The organism is uncultured Sphingomonas sp. (genome assembly GCF_913777625.1).
Taxonomy (GTDB): domain Bacteria; phylum Pseudomonadota; class Alphaproteobacteria; order Sphingomonadales; family Sphingomonadaceae; genus Sphingomonas.
Genome location: NZ_CAJYTI010000040.1, coordinates 48404 through 66483, shown reverse-complemented (window position 1 = coordinate 66483; position 18080 = coordinate 48404). Strand labels below are relative to the sequence as shown.

16 protein-coding genes are annotated in these 18080 nt (G+C 67.9%); 7 read left to right on the top strand and 9 right to left on the bottom strand.

Annotated elements, in window-relative coordinates; all coding sequences use genetic code 11:
* Positions 1-2: 2 nt before the first annotated feature.
* Both maiA and QZ814_RS18235 read left to right on the top strand, forming a co-directional pair.
* Complete coding sequence (maiA, locus tag QZ814_RS18240) at positions 3-644, top strand: maleylacetoacetate isomerase (protein WP_294334945.1); 642 nt, start codon at positions 3-5, stop codon at positions 642-644.
* 31 nt (positions 645-675) lie between these two features.
* Positions 676-2703 carry a TonB-dependent receptor gene (locus QZ814_RS18235; protein ID WP_294334942.1) on the top strand — a complete coding sequence of 676 codons (2028 nt, stop codon included), beginning with the start codon at positions 676-678 and terminating at the stop codon, positions 2701-2703.
* Here the strand turns inward: QZ814_RS18235 and QZ814_RS18230 are convergent.
* Positions 2688-3743 (bottom strand): glycosyltransferase, encoded by a 1056-nt coding sequence (locus QZ814_RS18230; RefSeq protein ID WP_294334941.1) that lies wholly within the window; start codon positions 3741-3743, stop codon positions 2688-2690. The genes QZ814_RS18235 and QZ814_RS18230 overlap by 16 nt on opposite strands.
* Positions 3744-3972: 229 nt before the next feature.
* Here QZ814_RS18230 and QZ814_RS18225 point away from each other — a divergent pair, with 229 nt between their 5' ends.
* The 3 genes from QZ814_RS18225 to QZ814_RS18215 are packed head-to-tail and all read left to right on the top strand — an operon-like array spanning position 3973 to position 6619.
* Entirely contained in the window at positions 3973-4899 is a 927-nt protein-coding gene (locus QZ814_RS18225) for a hypothetical protein (protein WP_294334939.1), read from the top strand.
* Complete coding sequence (locus QZ814_RS18220; protein WP_294334936.1) at positions 4896-5414, top strand: DUF2141 domain-containing protein; 519 nt, start codon at positions 4896-4898, stop codon at positions 5412-5414. Before QZ814_RS18225 ends, QZ814_RS18220 begins: the two co-directional genes overlap by 4 nt.
* Positions 5415-5422: 8 nt before the next feature.
* Positions 5423-6619: a glycosyltransferase gene (locus QZ814_RS18215; protein ID WP_294334934.1), complete on the top strand. Its 1197-nt coding sequence runs from the start codon at positions 5423-5425 to the stop codon at positions 6617-6619.
* Here the strand turns inward: QZ814_RS18215 and QZ814_RS18210 are convergent.
* Positions 6559-8103, bottom strand: coding sequence for a hypothetical protein (locus tag QZ814_RS18210; protein ID WP_294334931.1), 1545 nt, complete (start codon positions 8101-8103; stop codon positions 6559-6561). The two genes, QZ814_RS18215 and QZ814_RS18210, sit on opposite strands and share 61 nt — an antisense overlap.
* A 214-nt stretch (positions 8104-8317) precedes the next feature.
* Between QZ814_RS18210 and QZ814_RS18205 the strand changes: the two genes are divergently transcribed.
* Complete coding sequence (locus QZ814_RS18205; protein ID WP_294334929.1) at positions 8318-9940, top strand: alkaline phosphatase D family protein; 1623 nt, start codon at positions 8318-8320, stop codon at positions 9938-9940.
* A gap of 51 nt (positions 9941-9991) precedes the next feature.
* On the opposite strand, the gene QZ814_RS18200 is transcribed toward QZ814_RS18205, so the two are convergent.
* On the bottom strand, positions 9992-10804 hold the full coding sequence (locus QZ814_RS18200; protein ID WP_294334926.1) for a methyltransferase: 813 nt from the start codon (positions 10802-10804) through the stop codon (positions 9992-9994).
* A 51-nt stretch (positions 10805-10855) separates the two neighbouring features.
* On the opposite strand from QZ814_RS18200, the gene QZ814_RS18195 reads away from it, so the two are divergent.
* Positions 10856-11044: a hypothetical protein gene (locus QZ814_RS18195; protein ID WP_294334923.1), complete on the top strand. Its 189-nt coding sequence runs from the start codon at positions 10856-10858 to the stop codon at positions 11042-11044.
* A 220-nt stretch (positions 11045-11264) separates the two neighbouring features.
* Here the strand turns inward: QZ814_RS18195 and QZ814_RS18190 are convergent, their stop codons facing one another.
* The 6 genes from QZ814_RS18190 to QZ814_RS18165 all read right to left on the bottom strand — a co-directional run bounded on the left by QZ814_RS18190 (position 11265) and on the right by QZ814_RS18165 (position 18009).
* The gene (locus QZ814_RS18190; protein WP_294334920.1) at positions 11265-12818 is read right to left on the bottom strand and encodes a CpaF family protein; all 1554 of its coding nucleotides are present in this window, start codon (positions 12816-12818) and stop codon (positions 11265-11267) included.
* 302 nt (positions 12819-13120) lie between these two features.
* The gene (locus tag QZ814_RS18185) at positions 13121-13372 is read right to left on the bottom strand and encodes an ATP synthase F1 subunit epsilon (RefSeq protein WP_141988115.1); all 252 of its coding nucleotides are present in this window, start codon (positions 13370-13372) and stop codon (positions 13121-13123) included.
* A 151-nt stretch (positions 13373-13523) separates the two neighbouring features.
* Entirely contained in the window at positions 13524-14996 is a 1473-nt protein-coding gene (atpD, locus tag QZ814_RS18180) for a F0F1 ATP synthase subunit beta (RefSeq protein WP_294334916.1), read from the bottom strand.
* 27 nt (positions 14997-15023) lie between these two features.
* Complete coding sequence (locus QZ814_RS18175) at positions 15024-15899, bottom strand: F0F1 ATP synthase subunit gamma (RefSeq protein WP_126000590.1); 876 nt, start codon at positions 15897-15899, stop codon at positions 15024-15026.
* Between the two features lie 14 nt (positions 15900-15913).
* Positions 15914-17443, bottom strand: a complete 1530-nt coding sequence (atpA, locus tag QZ814_RS18170) for a F0F1 ATP synthase subunit alpha (RefSeq protein ID WP_294334913.1) — start codon at positions 17441-17443, stop codon at positions 15914-15916.
* Positions 17444-17454: 11 nt separating this feature from the next.
* Positions 17455-18009 (bottom strand): F0F1 ATP synthase subunit delta, encoded by a 555-nt coding sequence (locus QZ814_RS18165; RefSeq protein WP_294334911.1) that lies wholly within the window; start codon positions 18007-18009, stop codon positions 17455-17457.
* Positions 18010-18080: the final 71 nt, after the last annotated feature.

Here is an 18080-nt window from a genome sequence, read left to right as displayed (position 1 = left end):
GCATGCTGGTGCTGCACGACTATTTCCGCTCCTCGGCAGGGTATCGCGTGCGGATCGCGCTCAACCTCAAGGGGCTGGACTATGTGCGGCACGAGCTGCCCCTGCTCGAGAACGCCCAGCGCAGCCCCGAGCATCTCGCCCGAAACCCGCAGGGGCTGGTGCCGGCGCTGGAGGCGGACGGACATGTCTTCACCCAGAGCCTTGCCATGATCGACTGGCTGGACGCGCGCTATCCCGCGCCACGGCTGATTCCCGCCGATCCGGTCGCGCGCGCCGATGCGCTGGCGCGGGCGATGGTGGTGGGGATGGACGTCCACCCGATCAACAACCTGCGGGTCATGCGCTATCTGGAGCAGCAGCTCGGCGTCGAGGCGGAGGCGCGCGCCGCCTGGACCGCGCACTGGATGGCCGAAGGATTCACGGCGCTGGAGGCACTCGCGCGCAACCTGGCACAGGACGGCCCGTTCCTCGGCGGTGCCGCACCCGATATCTCCGACTGCTTCCTGGTCCCGCAACTGTTCAACGCCCGGCGCTTCGCCGTGCCGCTGGACGCCTATCCGCTGCTGCTCCGCGCCGAGGCGGCAGCCCTCGCGCATCCCGCCGTCGCGGCCGCGCATCCGGATCGAGTCGCGCCGGGTGCTTGAACGACTCGGGTGCGCCGTCGCGGCGCTGTGCGTGGCCGCGCCGGCCTGGGCGCAGGACAGCCAGCCGGCGGAAATCGTCGTCACCGGCCGCGGTCTCGACGTGTCGCCGGGCGACGCCGCCTATGACGTGGTGACGATCGACCGGGCGCGGCTCGCGGACACCGCGAGCAACCGCATCGAGGACGTGCTGGCCGATGTTGCCGGGCTCGCCCAGTTCCGCCGCTCGACCTCCAGCTCCGCGCATCCGACCAGCCAGGGCATCACCCTGCGCGGCCTGGGCGGCAATGCCTCCAGCCGCGCGTTGCTGCTGCTCGACGGGGTGCCGCAGACCGATCCGTTCGGCGGCTGGGTGCCGTTTCCCGCGTATCTGCCGGGCCGGCTCGCTAGCGTGCGGGTGACGCGGGGCGGCGGCAGCGGTTTTGCCGGGCCGGGCGCGCTGGCGGGAACGGTGGAGCTGGAAAGCGGCAGCCCGGCCGAGCTGGGCACGCTCAACCTCGGTGCCTTCTATGGCAGCCGCAACAGCGTCGACGCGAGCGGCGTCGCGGCGGTGCCGGTGCGCGGCGGGTTCTTCACCGTCGCGGGGCAATATGGCCGCAGCGACGGCTTCGTGCCGATCGTGAACCCCGGCCGCGTCGATCACGCCGCCCCCTACGAACAGGCGAGCCTCGCGGTACGTGGGGTAACCGATCTCGGCGGCGGCACCGAGCTCCAGACCAACCTCTCCGGCTTCACCGATCAGCGGACCCGCGGCACCGCCTTCACCGACGTGCTGAGCAAGGGCGCGGATGCGAGCGTCCGGCTGGTCCGGCGCGGCAACGGGCAGAAGGGCGAATGGGGCTGGTCGGCGCTCGCCTATCTGCAGGTGCGCCAGTTCGACAGCGGCTTTGCCAGCATTTCCGCTGCGCGCGACACCGTCAGCCCGGTGGTGCAGCAGCAGGTGCCCGCGACCGGCATCGGCGGCCGGATCGAGGTCGCCCCGCCGGTGGGCGGCGGGGTGACGCTGCGGCTGGGCGGCGACCTGCGCCGCGTCTCCGGCGAGACGCGCGAGCTCTATACCTTTGTCGGCACCAGCCCGACGCGGCGGCGCGTGGGCGGCGGCGCGAGCCTCACCACCGGCGGCTTCGCCAATGCCAGTTATAGTGGCGGCGGCTGGACGCTCGATGCGGGCGGGCGGCTGGATCACTGGACGATCTACGACGGCAGCCTGTTCGAAGCGCCGCTGGCCGCTGGCCCGGTGCTCACCGATTCGCGCTACGCCAATCGCCATGGCTGGGAGCCGACCGGGCGGCTGGGCGCTGCCTATGCGCTGGGCCCGGTGACGCTCCGCGCGGCCGGCTATCGCGGCTGGCGGCTGCCGACGCTCAACGAGCTCTACCGCCCGTTCCGCGCCGGCGCCGATGCGACCGCCGCCAATCCGGGGCTCGACCCAGAGCGGCTCTGGGGCGGCGAAGTGGGCGTCGACCTGCGGCCGCTGCCGGATCTCGTCTTCCGCGCCACCGGCTATTGGAACCGGCTCGACGGCGCGATCGCCAATGTGACGCTGGGGCGCGGGCCCGGCAGCTTCCCCGGTGTCGGCTTCGTCTCGGCGGCCGGGGCGTACCGGATTCGGCAGAATCTCGACGCCGTGGAGGCCAAGGGCATCGAGCTGGACGGGCAGTGGACGCTCGGCGCGTGGAGCCTCGGCGGCTCCTGGGCCTATGCCGATTCGCGGGTGCACAGCGCGGGCGCTGCCGCATCGCTGAACGGCCTTCGTCCGGCGCAGACCCCGCGTTTCCAGGGATCGGCGACACTCGCCTGGCGCGCGGCGCTGGCCAATGCCTCGGTCACCGCGCGCTATGCCGGCGCGCGGTTCGAGGACGACCAGAACAGCGCCCGGCTCGACCCCGCCTGGACGGTGGATGCGACCGTGGGTGTCCCGCTGACCAGGACGCTGCGGGCCGAGGCGCGCGCGGAGAACCTGTTCGACGCGGAGGTGCAGGCGGGAATCAGCGGCGGCAACGTGATCGAGCGCGCGACCCCGCGCACGCTGTGGATCGGCCTGCGCTACGCGATGCGCTGACGGGCGAGCCGGCTGAACAGCGCGAGATAGTCGCCGACGGGATCGCCCTCGTCTTCGCGGGGCAGCGGGCGGGGGCGGCCGGGCTCGAGCCAATGGTCGAGCGCCGCAACCAGTTCCTCGGCATCCTCCCGCGCCACGACCGTGCCGAGCGCGGGCGAATCGATCAGCTCGCGCACTGCGACACTGGCTTCGGTAGCGACGACCGGCGTGCCCTGCGACAGCGCCTCGCGGATCACGCCGGGCACGCCTTCGAAATCCGAGGTCAGCGCGGCGACCGTGGCGTGCTTCAGCGCCGGCAGCGGATCGCTGACATGGCCGGGCATGATCACCCGCTCGCCCAGGCCGAGCCGCGCCACCTGCGCCTCCAGCCCGGCCCGCGCGGTGCCTTCGCCGAGCAGCAACAGGCGAATGTCCCGGTCGGCGAGTCGCGGCAGGGCGTCGATCAGCCGGTCCCAGCGCTTCTGCGGCTCCAGCCGGCCGACACCGACAATGTAGCGGCCGCTCGGCAGCGCCATCTGCGCGGCATCGGCGATGCGTTCGGCCGGGGGATTGGCGATCACGCTCACCCGCTCGGGCGGAATCCGCATCTCGTCCACGGCCTCGCGCGCCATCGCCGGCGTCATCGCCACGACATGGGTGAGGAAGGCGGGGTGCCAGCGCAGCCAGCGCTGATAGCCCCAGGCGACGAATCGCCACATTTCGGGACGCACCAGCGCGTTCGACACCTTGGCGATGATCGGCGGGGCGCGGCGGCCGAGCTGCAGCCGGATCAGCGCGGCGGCCGCGGTGTAATAATTGCCGGGACAGAACAGCACGTCCGGATCGACCTTGCGGACCACGCCCGCCAGCCGCAGCAGGATCGGATAATGCGGGCTGCCCAGCTCGATCAGTTCGATGCCCGCGGGCAGTTCGGCGGCGAGCGGCCCTTCGCAAGCGCCCAGCACCAGCGTCACCCGATGCCCCCGCGCCAGCCAGCCGCCGGCCATCCGCAGCAACGCGCGTTCGACACCTCCACCCTGCAGCGTCTCTGCGAAAGCCATGACATGCAGCGGCGTGGAAGGGGGTGCGCGGTACAGCATCTACTTGCGAATTGCCTTTCTAAAGCCCAAATCGCTGCCGGAATAAACCGCAATGTGTTGGGAAACGTCCCAACATCGCGCGACGCGCCGGATTTCCGGGGAGACGCCGAAACGCGGGTTACGTGAAAATGTTTCGGTCGTGTCGGTGGCGCTTTTGAACGGTATGAACAGGCAGGCCCGGGAGGCTTCGGTGAACACGCACGTGGTCGAAGCCGCAATCCCGGCTGCACCGGATTTGGCGGGCCTGGAGCCCGTGGAGAAGATCAAGCGTCGCTGGCCGATGTGGCTGGGGGCGGGCCTCACCCTGCTGATGGTGATCGGCCTGGCCCGGGTGCTGCTCAATACCGGCTTTACCGGGCTGTTGCGCAGTCTCCCCGAAAACCCGCTCTTCTACCTGTCGTTCGTGCTCTACTATCTGGTGGCACCGACCTTCGACTATGTCATCTTCCGCAAGCTGTGGCGGATCCCGCTCGACGGGATGATCGCACTGCACAAGAAGCGGATCGCGAACGAAGTGCTGATCGGCTATTCGGGCGAGGCCTATTTCTACGCCTGGGCGCGGCAGCGCACCCAGATGGTGGCGGCCCCCTTCGGCGCGGTGAAGGACGTGACGATCCTGTCGGCCATCGCCGGCAACGCGATGACGCTGGCGATGGTGGCGCTCGCGCTGCCCTTCGGTATCGACCTGCTGAAGCCGGGCGAATTCAACATCCTGATGGGCTCGATCGCGGTGATCTTCGCGATGTCGCTGCCCTTCCTGATCTTCTCCAAGCGGGTCTTCTCGCTGCCGCGCGCGCAGCTCTGGTGGGTGTTCGGCGTCCACTGCCTGCGTATCGTCAGCAGCTCCGTGCTGATCGCCTTCGCCTGGCATTTCGCCATGCCGCAGGTGTCGCTGGGGCTGTGGCTGCTGCTTTCGGCCGGCCGCCTGCTCGCCTGGCGCCTGCCGCTGGTGCCGAACAAGGAAGTGCTGTTCGCCACCTTCGCCATCATGCTGATCGGCCAGGACGAGGCGCTGAAGAAGCTGATGGCATTGATCGCCGGCCTGTCGCTGGTCGCGCACCTCATCCTGATCGCAGGCTTCGGCCTGCATGCACTGCTCACGAGGAAAGAAGCATGACGCGCATCGCCCTCCTGGCAGCGACCGTGCTTGCCGCCACGGCCGCCACCACCGCCTCCGCACAAGTGCTCGGCGAGGATGCCGGCGCCTGCACCGGCGGCCGCGGTCCCGCCATCCAGGCGGAGATCACCGGCCTGAAGGATCGCACTGGCCGGCTGAAGCTGGAGCTGTACCCCGCGACCGAGGAGGATTTCCTCAAGGACGATCGCGATCTGGTGAAGGAGGGCAAGACCTTCCGTCGCATCTGGGCGAACACGCCGCCCTTGGGCGCGGTGGTGATCTGCATCCGCGTGCCGGCGCCCGGCGAATATGCCGTGCTGTTCACCCATGACCGCGACGGCAAGAACAAGTTCAACTTCTGGTCGGACGGCGCCGGCTTCCCGTCGAACCAGCGGCTGGGTCGCAGCCGTCCCAAATTGCGTCAGGCAATGGTGCATGTCGGGAACGGCGTGACCACCATAAACATTCGAGCCCAGTATCTGCGCGGGCTGGGAGGATTCAGCCCGCTCGACTGAGGGGGCGCATGCGGATCGTCGACGTCAACGAGTTCTACTCTCCCACCGGCGGCGGCATTCGCACCTATCTCGATCGCAAGATGGGTCTGATGGCCGATCTGGGGCACGAGCTGATCGTCGTCGCCCCCGGTGCGGAGGATGCCGTGGAGGCGCGGCCGGGCGGCGGCGCGATCCACTGGCTGAAGGCCCCGCCGCTGCTGCTCGACCGCAACTACCGCATCTTCGTGAAGGACGAGCCGGTCTGGGCCGCGCTCGACCGGCTGCAGCCCGACATCGTCGAGAACAGCTCGCCTTGGCTGCCCGCATGGACCGTGGCGCGCTGGCCGGGCGATGCGCTCAAGGTGTATTTCGCACATGGCGACCTGGTCGGCACCTATCCGCAGCGCTGGCTGGACGGCGTCGCGACGCCGCTGCAGGTGGAGCAGGCATTCGGCTGGTACACGCGCTACATGGCGCGCTTCCTGGAGGGCTATGATGCCTTCGTCACCAACGGCCCTGCGCTCGCCAGGCGGTTCGAGCGGCGCGGGCTGAAGGTCGATGCCTCGGTGCCATTGGGAATCGACCGGGGCTGGTTCTCGCCTGAGCTGCGCGACGAGACGCTCCGCGCGGCGATGCTCGCGCAGCTGGGGCTGCCGCCGGAGGGGCATCTGCTGCTCGGCCTCGGCCGTCACCACAAGGAAAAGCGCTGGCCGCTGGTGATCGAGGCGGTGGAGGCGGCGGCCAACGATCTGCCGGTCGGGCTGATGCTGCTCGGCGACGGGCCGCAGCGCCACCAGCTGGAAGGGCTGATCGCCGACAGCCCGCATATCCGCATCTTCCGGCCGGTCTATGATCGGATGCGGCTCTCGCGGATCATGGCCAGCTGCGACGCGCTGATCCACGGCTCCGATGCCGAACCGTTCGGCTTGGTCGCATGGGAGGCGCTCGCCTCGGGCCTGCCGCTGATCGGGCCGGACGAGGGGGGCTTCGCCGAGGTCGCCGATTCGCGGTTCGCCGAGACCTATGTCGCGCGCGACACGCGGTCGGCGGCCGGAGCGATCCGGCGGCTGTTCGCGCGTGACCAGGCGCTACTGCGAAGCGCAGCCCGGCTCGCGGCGGGGAAGGTGCGCAGCGACGCGGATCACGCCGCTGCGCTGATGGACTATTATGGCGCGCTGCTGGCCGCCCGCTGCGGTGCGCCGCCATCGTCGAGCGCGGTCGCGTAAACCGAGATGTGGTCATCCCCGATCGGATAGCGGCCGCGCAGCCTGTAGCCGTCACGTTGCAGGTACTGCAGGACCCGTTCGCGGACGACGCGCCGTTCGCCCGAAAAGGGCGCGCGCATCGCGACGACTGCCGGGTGACGGCGGAAGATCCGATCCACTTCCTCCAGCTGATCGACCCCCACCGCGCCATTCTCGCGCTCGCGGGCAAGGTGGCTGGGGAAGACCCAGGCCGAGGCCGTACACCGCCCGGAAGCGGCGTACATCATGGTGTCGCCGGAATGGAGATAGAGGCACCCTTTGCCATGCCCGATGGCGGCGGCGATCGATTCCAGTTGCGCGTCATTCCCGCGGCGCCAGGCCGAGGTCACGACAATCGTCTCGCCCGCGATCAGGGCAACCGCCAGCAGGGCCGGCGCGACGACCCGCCGACCCAACGGAGCAGCGCCGAAGAACCCAGCGCAGCACAAGCTCGCCGGCATCATCACCGGCAGCGCATAATGATTGAACCAGGATCCGAAGAGGATCAGCCCGATGACCGAACTGATCAGCCATCCGAACAGCAGCGTGCGACGGTGCCCGGCAAGCGCGTCCGCGGCGGGAATCCGCCGGGAAAACCAGCATATCGTGAGCAGCGGGCCGAGGAAGAGCACCATTTGCAGGAAGGCGAGCGCAAGCTCGCTCGCCGGATCGCTCTTGCGATCGAGGATCGACTTGAAATTGGCGAAGAACCAGGCGTCGAAATGGCCGAGTGCTGCGTAGACGGCGCCGGCAAGGACCGTCGGCACCATCGCCGCGATGGCGTAGGCGGAGACCCGGATGGCCCATGGCAGCGGCGTCGCACCCAGGCGCCATTCCCGCACGGTCAGCCACAGGCCGAGGAACAGGCCTTCGAACAGGACTGAATATTTGACCTGCATCGCGAGCCCGACGAGGAGCATCGCGCCCATCGCGCGGGCGATACGTCGCCAGTCCTGGGCGGTGTCGGCGGCGCGCGGCAGCACCAGCGCGATCGCAGCGATCATCAGCAGATTGTAGAAGACGGGGGCTTGGCCACCCTGGCCGTCGGCGATGTTCAGCATGAAGATGTAGAGCAGCGCCGCCGGCGTTGCGCCGCGTTGCCAGCCGGCGCGATCCGCCAGACGGGCGATCATCATCGCGGTCAATACGACACTCGCCAGCGCCATCAGCTGATAGGCCAGGATGCCCCAGGGATAGCCGAGTGCCGCGGCCGGAACATAGAGCAGGAAGAGCCCGACCGGCTTGCGATCGAAGATGTCGACGAAGGGCAGCGCGCCGTGCAGCATGTGCTGCGCGGTCACGAAATAGAATTCCTCGTCGACATGGACGATGGGGTTGCCGAAGGTCGGGCTGCGGACGAGGGCTGCGGCCAACAGCAGTACCAGCCAGCGCGGGATCGATGCTGCCATGGCAAGCCAGCGGCTGCGGGGCGCGCCGGAATCGTGCGTCGCGATCCGCGTCGTCATCGCAGAGCGTTGCCGTGCACGAGTCGAATAAGTGTCATGTGCGTGTTCGTCTCCATGCCGCCGGCGGGTCTACCCCTGCCGCGCGGGCCTGTGTTCCCCCTTTTCCTGCCCGAATGCCGATTCTCGGGCTCGCCTAGCCCAGCTTTTCGCGGCTGTCACGAACACGACACCAATCGGCGCCACCTAGCGGCCGACCGAAAAAGGGACGGGACCCATGACTCTTCGACTCGACCGCCGCTCGCTGCTGCTCACTGGAACGCTGGGAATCGGTGCGCTCGCGCTGCCCGGCGTGGCGCTCGCCCAGGCGGCTGCGCGCGGCTTTACCCATTCGGTGGCGAGCGGCGAGCCCGGCCCGGATACGATGCTGCTGTGGACGCGCTACGTTCCTGCCGATCGCGGCGCGGTGAAGCTGCGCGCGCAGATCGCGACCAGCGCCGACTTCACCCGCATCGTCGCGGAAGGCGAGCAGATCACCGGCCCGTGGCGCGACTACACCGCCAAGGTGACCGTCGCGGGCCTCGCGCCCGACACGCGCTATTTCTACCGCTTCGTGGCACCCGATGGCAGCTTCTCGGCTGTCGGCCGCACCAAGACGCTGCCGCTGGGCGATGCCCGCCGCTTCGGCATCGCGATCTTCTCCTGCTCGAACCTGCCGTTCGGCTATTTCAACGCCTATGGCCATGCTGCCGCGCGTGACGACATCGACCTGTGGGTCCATCTCGGCGACTATCTCTACGAGTACAAGCAGGGCGGCTATGCACCGGCCGGCGGCGCCGTGGGCGGTCGCTGGCCCGAACCGGCGGGGGAGATGATCCACCTCGCCGATTACCGCCTGCGCTATGCCAGCTACCGCGCCGATCCCGATCTGCAGGCGCTCCACGCCGCCAAGCCGATGCTGATTCAGTGGGACGACCACGAGAGCGCCAATGACAGCTGGGAAGGCGGCGCCGAGAATCACCAGCCGGACGAGGAGGGCGACTGGAGCGCCCGCAAGGCGGCGGCGATGCAGGTGTTCCGCGAATGGATGCCGGTTTCCGAGACGCCCTGGGGCAGCTACGAGATCGGCACGCTGGCGACCTTCTTCCGCACCGAGAGCCGCTTGCTCGCGCGCAGCCAGCAGCCGGATGTCGCGCCGCTCTTCCAGGAGGCCGATCCCGTGAAGGCGCTCACCGCCTTCCGCGACGGCCCCTGGCAGGATCCGGCGGTGACGATGCTCGGCAGCGAGCAGGAAGTGTGGCTCGACCATGCGATGCGCCGCTCGGTGAAGGCGGGGCAGCGCTGGCAGGTGGTCGGCTTCGGCACGATCATGGGCAATCTCTCGACCCCGGCCGAGGCCTTGGGCTGGGTGGCACCCGATGCCGATCCGCGCGCCAAGGCCTATGTCGAGGCGGGCGTGCTGGCGGGCAAGCTCGGCCTGCCGCTCGGCTATGACAGCTGGGGCGGCTATCCGGCGGCGCGGGCGCGGTTCCTCACATCGGCGCAGCGCGTGGGCGCCAACCTGCTCGTCGTGTGCGGCGACAGCCACAATGCCTGGGCGTTCGATCTCGCGCAGGACGGCAAGGCCGCGGGCGTCGAGTTCGCCGGCCATGCCGTGACCTCGCCGGGCTTCGAGAGCGCAATGGCCACCGACCCCAAGGTCGTCGCCGCCGCGCTGGTGAAGGCGAACCCCGAGCTGAAATGGTGCGACACCAGCCGCCGCGGCTATATGGCGCTGACGCTGACGCCCGAGCAGGCGCGCAACGATTGGGTGTTCGTCGACACCATTACCGAGCGCAGCGGGAAGGCGAGCATCGGCCATAGCGCGACGGTGCAGCGCGGCCGCAACCTGATGGCATGAGCGCAGGCGGATCGCCGCACCCGCTGGCGGTGCGGCGATCGGGCGTGTGCCTCAGGGCTTGCGGAACTTGAGGGTCATGCGGTCGCTCTCGCCGATCGCGGCATATTTGGCGCGGTCCTGGTCCTTCAGCGCATAGGTGGGCGGCAGCGTCCACACACCGTTCGGCCAGTCGGCAGGATCGGCCTTGTTGGCGTTGACCTCGGACGCGCCGACGAACTTGAAGCCCGCCGCCTCCGCCAGCCGACGGACGGTGGAGACCTTGATATAGCCGCTCTTGGTCTCGCGCTCGTCGCTCGCGCTTTCGGGCAGGCGATGGTCCTCGATGCCGAGCGTGCCGCCCTTCTTGAGCATCGCGTACATCTGCTTGAACGCTTCGGGCGAATAGTCCTTGCCGTCCTGCTGATAGCCCATCCGCCAATTGTGGACGTTGCGGAAGGTGAGCACCACATCGGCGCTGCCGTCCGGCACCTTGGCCTGACCGGCGGCGGCGGGGAAGCTGACGACGCGGATCGGGCCGTAGAGCGCCGCGTCCTTGGCCTTCAGCGCCTCGATGCCCTTGGCGTTGCCGCTCGGTACGGCGGCGTAGAGCGTGCCTTTGCCCTTGGTGAGCGGCGCCAGGATCTCGGTGTACCAGCCGCCGCTCGGCCAGATCTCGACCACCGTGTCGCTCGACTTCACGCCGAAAAAGGCGAGCGTGTCGGCAGGGTGGCGATATTTGTCGCGCGCGGTGTTGGCGGGCGTGCGGCTGGGCGCCGCGACCGCGTTCTCGATCGCCCGGCGTAGCGAGGCGGGCTGCTGCGCCGCCACGCTGGCGACGGCGGCGAGGGTAGTGACGGCGGCGACGGCGACAAGACGATGGCGCATTGACGATGGCTCCCTGCTATCGGTGCGCGACTGTGACGCAACAAGGTGACGATGCAACTAGAATTCTGGATCGGCGCAGGGGTTGCGCTGGGAATCGCGATCCTCGCGGGACTGGCCGAACATCGCCGCCGCAAGCGGCGCGACCTGGAGCGGGTGGGCTGGGTGCCGTGGATGGCGATCCAGATGGCCGGGCTGTTCGCCGCGCTGGTGCTGGTCAGCGTCGCGCTGCACCTGGGGTGAGGGGCCAATGATCCTCCCCCGGGAGGGGGGCGGGCTATCGCATATGCCAAAATACGCCGTCATCCCCGCGAAGGCGGGGATCCATTGGCGCTGATGTCGAGGTTCTTTCCCCAGCGCTCAGGGCAATGGATTCCTGCCTTCGCGGGAATGACGAAGGTTTTGAGATGCTGCTGGCCCGCGCTTCCTATCCGCTAGCCCGGTCCTTCGGGGGAGGATCTGGTTAGAGACACGCCTCGAGCAGCGCCTGGTCGAACCCGAACTGCCGCGCCTTGTCGAGCGTGTACGGGCGAAGCCCCATCGAGCGATATTCGCCGATGATCTTCCCGTCGGTGCCCTCGTCGAGATATTCGAACTTGAACAGCTCCTGGGTGACGATCACCGGGCCTTCCATGCCGATCACCTCGGTGATGTTGGTCACCCGGCGGCTGCCGTCGCGCAGGCGCTTCACCTGGATGATCAGGTCCACCGAATCGGCGATCTGGCGGCTGATCGCTTCCTTGGGCACCTTGATGTCCGACATCATCACCATGTTCTCCATGCGCGCCAGCGCCTCGCGGGGGCTGTTCGAGTGGAGGGTGCACATCGATCCGTCGTGACCGGTGTTCATCGCCGCGAGCATGTCGAAACACTCGGCGCCGCGGATTTCGCCGAGGATGATGCGGTCGGGCCGCATGCGCAGCGCGTTCTTGACCAGGTCGCGGATCGAGATCTCGCCCTGGCCTTCCAGGTTGGCGGGCCGGGTTTCCAGCGGCAGCCAGTGCGGCTGCTGCAGGCGAAGTTCGGCGGCGTCCTCGATCGTCAGCACGCGCTCGCCGGGGTCGATCATCTTCGAGATCGCGTTGAGCATCGTCGTCTTGCCCGAGCCGGTGCCGCCCGAGATGACGATGTTGAACCGGCTGGCGCCCGCGATCTTGAGCGCGGTCGCCATTTTCTCGGACATCGATCCGCCCTTGGCCATCATGTCGAGCGTGATCGGCTTGGCGGAAAACTTACGGATCGAGATGGCGGTACCGCGCAAGGAGAGCGGCGGCACGATCACGTTGACGCGGCTGCCGTCCTTGAGGCGGGCGTCGGCGAGCGGGGTGGTCTGGTCGACGCGGCGGCCGACCGAATTGCAGATCCGCTGGGCGATCTGGAACAGATGCTCCTCGTCGCGGAAATTGATGTTGGCGAGCTCGAGCTTGCCCTTGCGCTCGACATAGGTCTGCTCGGGGCCGTTGACCATGATGTCGCTGACTGCCGGATCGGCGAGCAGCTCTTCCAGCGGCCCGAGCCCCAGCAGTTCGTCGACCAGCACCTTTTCCAGCGCGAACTGCTCGCGCCGGTTGAGGGTGAGCTTGAGCTCGCCGAGCACCTCGCCGATGATCGGGCGGAATTCCTCGGCCAGCTCGTCCTTGGTCAGCGTCGCCGCGGCTTCGGGATCGACGCGCTCAAGCAGGCGCGGCAGCACCTGCTCCTTGATGCGGTGGATCGACGCCTCGAAGCCTTCGTTGCGCGCACCGCCAAAGTCGACCGGCGCCGCCTGGCGGTCGGCAAGCCGCTGCATCGCATCGGCGCTGGCGGCGCTGGGGCCCAGCGGGTCGCGCTCCAGCATCGGGTCGTAGGGGTCCTGGCCGGGGAGCGGCACCGAATCGAGCGGCGGGAACTGCTCGCCGCCCAGCGGCACGGGCTCGGCGCGCTGGAAGCCGCCGCCCTGCATCGGCCGCGCGACTCCGAAGGCCGGCCGGCCTCCGGTTCCGTTTCCTATGCCACCACGACGCCCGAACGCGCTCATCGAACCTTCAGTCCCCAAGGAAGTACCGAGGGGTAAAGGAAAAGCCTTGCGAATTGGCTAACTATGCGGGGGTGGAGCAGTGCTGCCTTGCCGCCAATCGTCATCCCAGCGCACGCTGGGATCTCCCGTTATACGCTATTCGGCGGCAGGGCGCTGCTACACGAGACCCCAGCTTTCGCTGGGGTGACGCATGCTGCGCGGTGCCGGGACTTCCGACGCCGGATCCGGCAACGCCAGCGCTCGAAACGCAAACAGCCCCGCATTCGCGAGGCTGTCTGACTAGCAGCGGCGCTTGCCGTTGGTTATTCGGCGCGTTCGGCCAGCACGGTGAGACCGAGCTCGTTGACCTCGGCGAAACCGCCCTCGACGCGGATGAGCTCCGGCGTGGTCGCGCCGGGCTTGTAGAGCTCGATATTGCCGTCGCGGATCGTCGACATGATCGGCGCATGGCCTTCGAGCACGCCGAAATCGCCCTCGCTGCCGGGGACGACGACCATATGGACCTCTTCCGAGCGGACGAGACGTTCCGGAGTGACGAGTTCGAAGTGCAGCATCTCGGTTCTTCCTAAGCCCCTCCCCTTTAGGGGAGGGGTTGGGGTGGGGGACACCGCCCCCGACGTCGGTATTCGCTGGGGTGATCGGACGCTCGCTTGCGCTCGCGCCCCACCCCGACCCCTCCCCTGAAGGGGAGGGGCTAGTAGTGGCTTACGCCTCGTCGGCGAGCTTCTTGGCCTTGGCGATCGCGTCGTCGATGCCGCCGACCATGTAGAAGGCCGCTTCCGGCAGATGGTCATACTCGCCGTCGACCACCGCCTTGAACGAGCGCACCGTGTCTTCCAGCTGCACGAAGGCGCCCGGAATGCCGGTGAACACTTCGGCGACGTGGAACGGCTGCGAAAGGAAGCGCTGGATCTTGCGGGCGCGGGCGACGGTCAGCTTATCCTCTTCGGAAAGCTCGTCCATGCCCAGGATCGCGATGATGTCCTGCAGCGACTTGTACTTCTGCAGAATGGCCTGCACCGCACGCGCCGTCTCGTAATGCTCCTGGCCGACAACGCGCGGCTCGAGCACGCGGCTGGTCGAGTCGAGCGGATCCACCGCCGGGTAGATGCCCAGCTCGGAGATGGCGCGGTTGAGCACGGTCGTCGCGTCGAGGTGGGCGAACGAGGTTGCCGGCGCCGGATCGGTAAGATCGTCGGCGGGCACGTACACGGCCTGCACCGAGGTGATCGACCCCTTGGTGGTCGAGGTGATGCGCTCCTGCAGCGCGCCCATGTCGGTCGACAGGGTCGGCTGATAGCCCACCGCCGACGGAATACGGCCGAGCAGTGCCGACACTTCCGCGCCTGCCTGGGTGAAGCGGAAGATGTTGTCGACGAAGAACAGCACGTCCTGGCCTTCGACGTCGCGGAAATATTCGGCGATCGTCAGGCCCGAGAGCGCGACGCGGGCACGGGCGCCCGGCGGCTCGTTCATCTGGCCGTAAACAAGGGCGACCTTCGAGCCTTCACTGATCGCGTTGCCGTCGGCGTCCTTGGCGATGACGCCGGCGTCGAGGAACTCGTGATAGAGATCGTTGCCCTCGCGGGTACGCTCACCGACGCCCGCGAACACCGAGGTGCCGCCATGGCCCTTCGCGATGTTGTTGATCAGCTCCTGGATGAGCACGGTCTTGCCCACGCCGGCGCCGCCGAACAGGCCGATCTTGCCGCCCTTCGCGTAGGGCGCGAGCAGGTCGATGACCTTGATGCCGGTGACGAGAATCGCGCTGTCGGTCGACTGCTCGATGAACTCGGGGGCCTTGGCGTGGATCGGCGCGCGCAGATCGGTGCTGACCGGGCCGCGCTCGTCGATCGGCTCGCCGACGACGTTGAGGATGCGGCCGAGCGTCGCCGGGCCGACGGGAACCTGGATCTGGTTGCCGGTGTCGGTGACGGTCTGGCCGCGGGTCAGGCCCTCGGTCGCGTCCATCGCGATCGTGCGGACGGTGTTCTCGCCCAGATGCTGCGCGACTTCCAGAACCAGGCGGTTGCCGTTGTTCTGCGTCTCGAGCGCCGAAAGGATCGCCGGCAGGTTGTTTTCGAACGTCACGTCGACGACCGCGCCGATCACCTGGCTGATGCGGCCGACATTGTTGGTGCCCGTGGTCGGGGTGGTGTCTACAGCGGCGGTTGCCATTGTTGCTTTCCTTGCTTCGTGCAGCTTTTAGAGCGCTTCGGCGCCCGAAATGATTTCCACCAGCTCGGTCGTGATCGCGGCCTGGCGGGAACGGTTATACTGGATCGTCAGACGGTTGATCAGGTCGCCGGCGTTGCGCGTGGCGTTGTCCATCGCGGTCATCGACGCGCCCTGCTCGCTGGCCTGGTTCTCCAGCAGCGCCTTGAAGATCTGCACCGTCAGGTTGCGCGGCAGCAGATCGGCGAGGATCGTCTCTTCGTCCGGCTCATATTCGACCGACGCACCCGCACTCGCCACCGTCGTCTCCGGCACAGAGACCGGGATCAGCTGCTGCTCGGTCGGCACCTGGGCCAGCGCCGAGCGGAAGTGCGAGTAGAACAGGGTCGCCACGTCGAACTCGCCCGCGAAGAAGCGGTCGGTCACGTCCTTGGCGATCGCACGCGCCTCGTCATAGCCCGGCGTCCGCACGGCAGTCGTGTCGAACTGGCCGACGATCATGCCGGGGAAGGTACGGGCGATCACCGCGCGGCCCTTGCGGCCGACGAGGTAGAACTTCACCGTCTTGCCCTCGGCGATCAGCGTGCGCGCCTTGAGGATCGCCGCCTTGACGATGTTGGCGTTGAACGCACCCGACAGGCCCTTGTCGCCATTGGCGACGATGAGCAGCTGGGTGTCCGCCTTGCCGGTGCTAGCGAGGAGACGCGGCGCATTGTCGCTGGCCCCTACCTTGCTGGCGAGGCTGGCGACCACGCCCTCAAGGCGCTGGGCATAGGGGCGCGCGGCTTCTGCGGCGGCTTGCGCCTTCCGCAGCTTCGCCGCCGCGACCATCTGCTTGGCCTTGGTGATCTTCTGGGTCGACTTGACCGAGGCGATCCGGCCCTTGAGTTCCTTGAGGTTGGCCATCCGGCGGCAGTCCCTTAGGCGAAGGTCTTGGTGAAGGCGTCGAGCACGGCCTTCACCTTGTCTCGCGTACCGTTCTCGAAGGCCTTGGTGTCGCGGATCTCGGCGAGCACCTCGGCATGCTGCGAACGGAAGTGCGCGAGCATCGCGGCTTCGAAGCGGACCACGTCCTTCACCGCGACATTGTCGAGATAGCCGTTGGTGCCGGCGAAGATCGAGATAGTCTGCTCTTCGAACGACAGCGGGCTGAACTGCGGCTGCTTGAGCAGCTCGGTCAGGCGCGCACCGCGGTTCAGCAGCTTCTGGGTCGAGGCGTCGAGGTCCGAACCGAACTGCGCGAACGCGGCCATTTCGCGATACTGCGCCAGCTCGAGCTTGATCGAGCCCGACACCTTCTTCATCGCCTTGGTCTGCGCCGACGAACCCACGCGCGACACCGACAGACCGACGTTGATCGCCGGACGGATGCCCTGATAGAACAGGTTCGTCTCGAGGAAGATCTGGCCGTCGGTGATCGAGATCACGTTGGTCGGAATGTAGGCCGAGACGTCGCCCGCCTGGGTTTCGATGATCGGAAGCGCGGTCAGCGAGCCCGAGCCGTTGGCGTCGTTCATCTTCGCGGCGCGCTCGAGCAGGCGGCTGTGGAGATAGAACACGTCGCCCGGATAGGCTTCGCGGCCCGGCGGGCGGCGGAGCAGCAGCGACATCTGACGATAGGCGACGGCCTGCTTCGAAAGATCGTCATACACGATCACGGCGTGCATGCCGTTGTCGCGGAAATACTCGCCCATCGCGCAGCCGGTGTACGGCGCGAGGAACTGGAGCGGGGCCGGCTCCGACGCGGTGGCGGCGACGACGATCGAATACTCCATCGCGCCATTCTCTTCGAGCTGGCGGACGATCTGCGCGACGGTCGAGCGCTTCTGGCCGATCGCGACGTAGATGCAGTAGAGCTTCTTGCCTTCGTCGCCCGAGCTGTTCGGGCCCTTCTGGTTGATGAAGGTGTCGATCGCGACGGCGGTCTTGCCGGTCTGGCGGTCGCCGATGATCAGCTCGCGCTGGCCACGGCCGATCGGCACCAGCGCGTCGATCGCCTTCAGGCCGGTCTGCACCGGCTCGTGCACCGACTTGCGCGGGATGATGCCCGGCGCCTTCACTTCGACGCGGCGACGCTCGGTATATTCGATCGGGCCCTTGCCATCGATCGGGTTGCCCAGGCCATCGACGACGCGGCCGAGCAGGCCCTTGCCGACGGGGACGTCCACGATCGTGCCGGTGCGCTTGACGGTGTCGCCTTCCTTGATCTCGGCGTCCGAGCCGAAGATCACGACGCCGACATTGTCGGCCTCGAGGTTGAGCGCCATGCCCTGCACGCCATTGGCGAATTCGACCATCTCACCGGCCTGGACATTGTCCAGCCCGTGGATGCGCGCGATGCCGTCGCCGACGGACAGCACCTGGCCGATTTCCGAAACCTGCGCTTCGGTGCCGAAATTGGCGATCTGGTCCTTGATGACCTTCGAGATTTCTGCGGCGCGGATATCCATCTTCTTAGCCTTCAGCCTTTCATCGCGTGCGCGAGGGAGTTCAGTCGGGTCTTGATCGACGAATCGATCATCTGGCTGCCGATCTTCACGACCAGGCCGCCGAGCAGCGAGGGGTCTACCGACAGGTCGACCGAGACCTCGCGGCCGATACGGGTGCGGAGCTGCTGCTTGAGCGCGTCGACCTGTTCGGCATCGAGCGGGTGTGCCGACGCCACTTCCGCGGTCGTCTCGCCGCGATGGCCGGTGGCCAGCATGCGGAACATGCGGATGATCGCCGGCAGCTGCGCGAGGCGACGGTTCTCGGCGAGCACGCCGAGGAACTTGGCCGTCGTCGCATCCAGCGCCATCACGCCGGCCGCCGCAGCGACGGCCTTGCCGGCGTCCTTGCGGCCGATCAGCGGGCTGGTGGTCAGCGCCTTGAACTCGGGCGATTCGTCGAGCGCCGCCCGCACGGTCGCAAGGCTGGCTTCGACGGCCTCGATGGCCTTGGCGTCACGTGCCAGCTCGAAGAGCGCGGTTGCGTAGCGTCCGCTTAGGCTGGCCTGAATACCGCCGGAATTCTCCACGCGATTCGTTTCCTCTCGGAGGGTCGGAAGTGACCCCATGCACAAAAGGGGGGCGACGCATACTGCGCCCC

Bases quoted from the DNA above. Each gene is read 5' to 3' on its own strand.
- QZ814_RS18195 (WP_294334923.1), top strand. From the start codon at position 10,856: ATGCAACTAGAATTCTGGATCGGCGCAGGGGTTGCGCTGGGAATCGCG.
- QZ814_RS18230 (WP_294334941.1), bottom strand. From the start codon at position 3,743: ATGGCTTTCGCAGAGACGCTGCAGGGTGGAGGTGTCGAACGCGCGTTG.
- QZ814_RS18205 (WP_294334929.1), top strand. From the start codon at position 8,318: ATGACTCTTCGACTCGACCGCCGCTCGCTGCTGCTCACTGGAACGCTG.
- QZ814_RS18175 (WP_126000590.1), bottom strand. From the start codon at position 15,899: ATGGCCAACCTCAAGGAACTCAAGGGCCGGATCGCCTCGGTCAAGTCG.
- atpD (WP_294334916.1), bottom strand. From the start codon at position 14,996: ATGGCAACCGCCGCTGTAGACACCACCCCGACCACGGGCACCAACAAT.
- QZ814_RS18190 (WP_294334920.1), bottom strand. From the start codon at position 12,818: ATGAGCGCGTTCGGGCGTCGTGGTGGCATAGGAAACGGAACCGGAGGC.
- QZ814_RS18215 (WP_294334934.1), top strand. From the start codon at position 5,423: ATGCGGATCGTCGACGTCAACGAGTTCTACTCTCCCACCGGCGGCGGC.
- atpA (WP_294334913.1), bottom strand. From the start codon at position 17,443: ATGGATATCCGCGCCGCAGAAATCTCGAAGGTCATCAAGGACCAGATC.
- QZ814_RS18200 (WP_294334926.1), bottom strand. From the start codon at position 10,804: ATGCGCCATCGTCTTGTCGCCGTCGCCGCCGTCACTACCCTCGCCGCC.
- maiA (WP_294334945.1), top strand. From the start codon at position 3: ATGCTGGTGCTGCACGACTATTTCCGCTCCTCGGCAGGGTATCGCGTG.
- QZ814_RS18185 (WP_141988115.1), bottom strand. From the start codon at position 13,372: ATGCTGCACTTCGAACTCGTCACTCCGGAACGTCTCGTCCGCTCGGAA.
- QZ814_RS18220 (WP_294334936.1), top strand. From the start codon at position 4,896: ATGACGCGCATCGCCCTCCTGGCAGCGACCGTGCTTGCCGCCACGGCC.
- QZ814_RS18210 (WP_294334931.1), bottom strand. From the start codon at position 8,103: ATGACGACGCGGATCGCGACGCACGATTCCGGCGCGCCCCGCAGCCGC.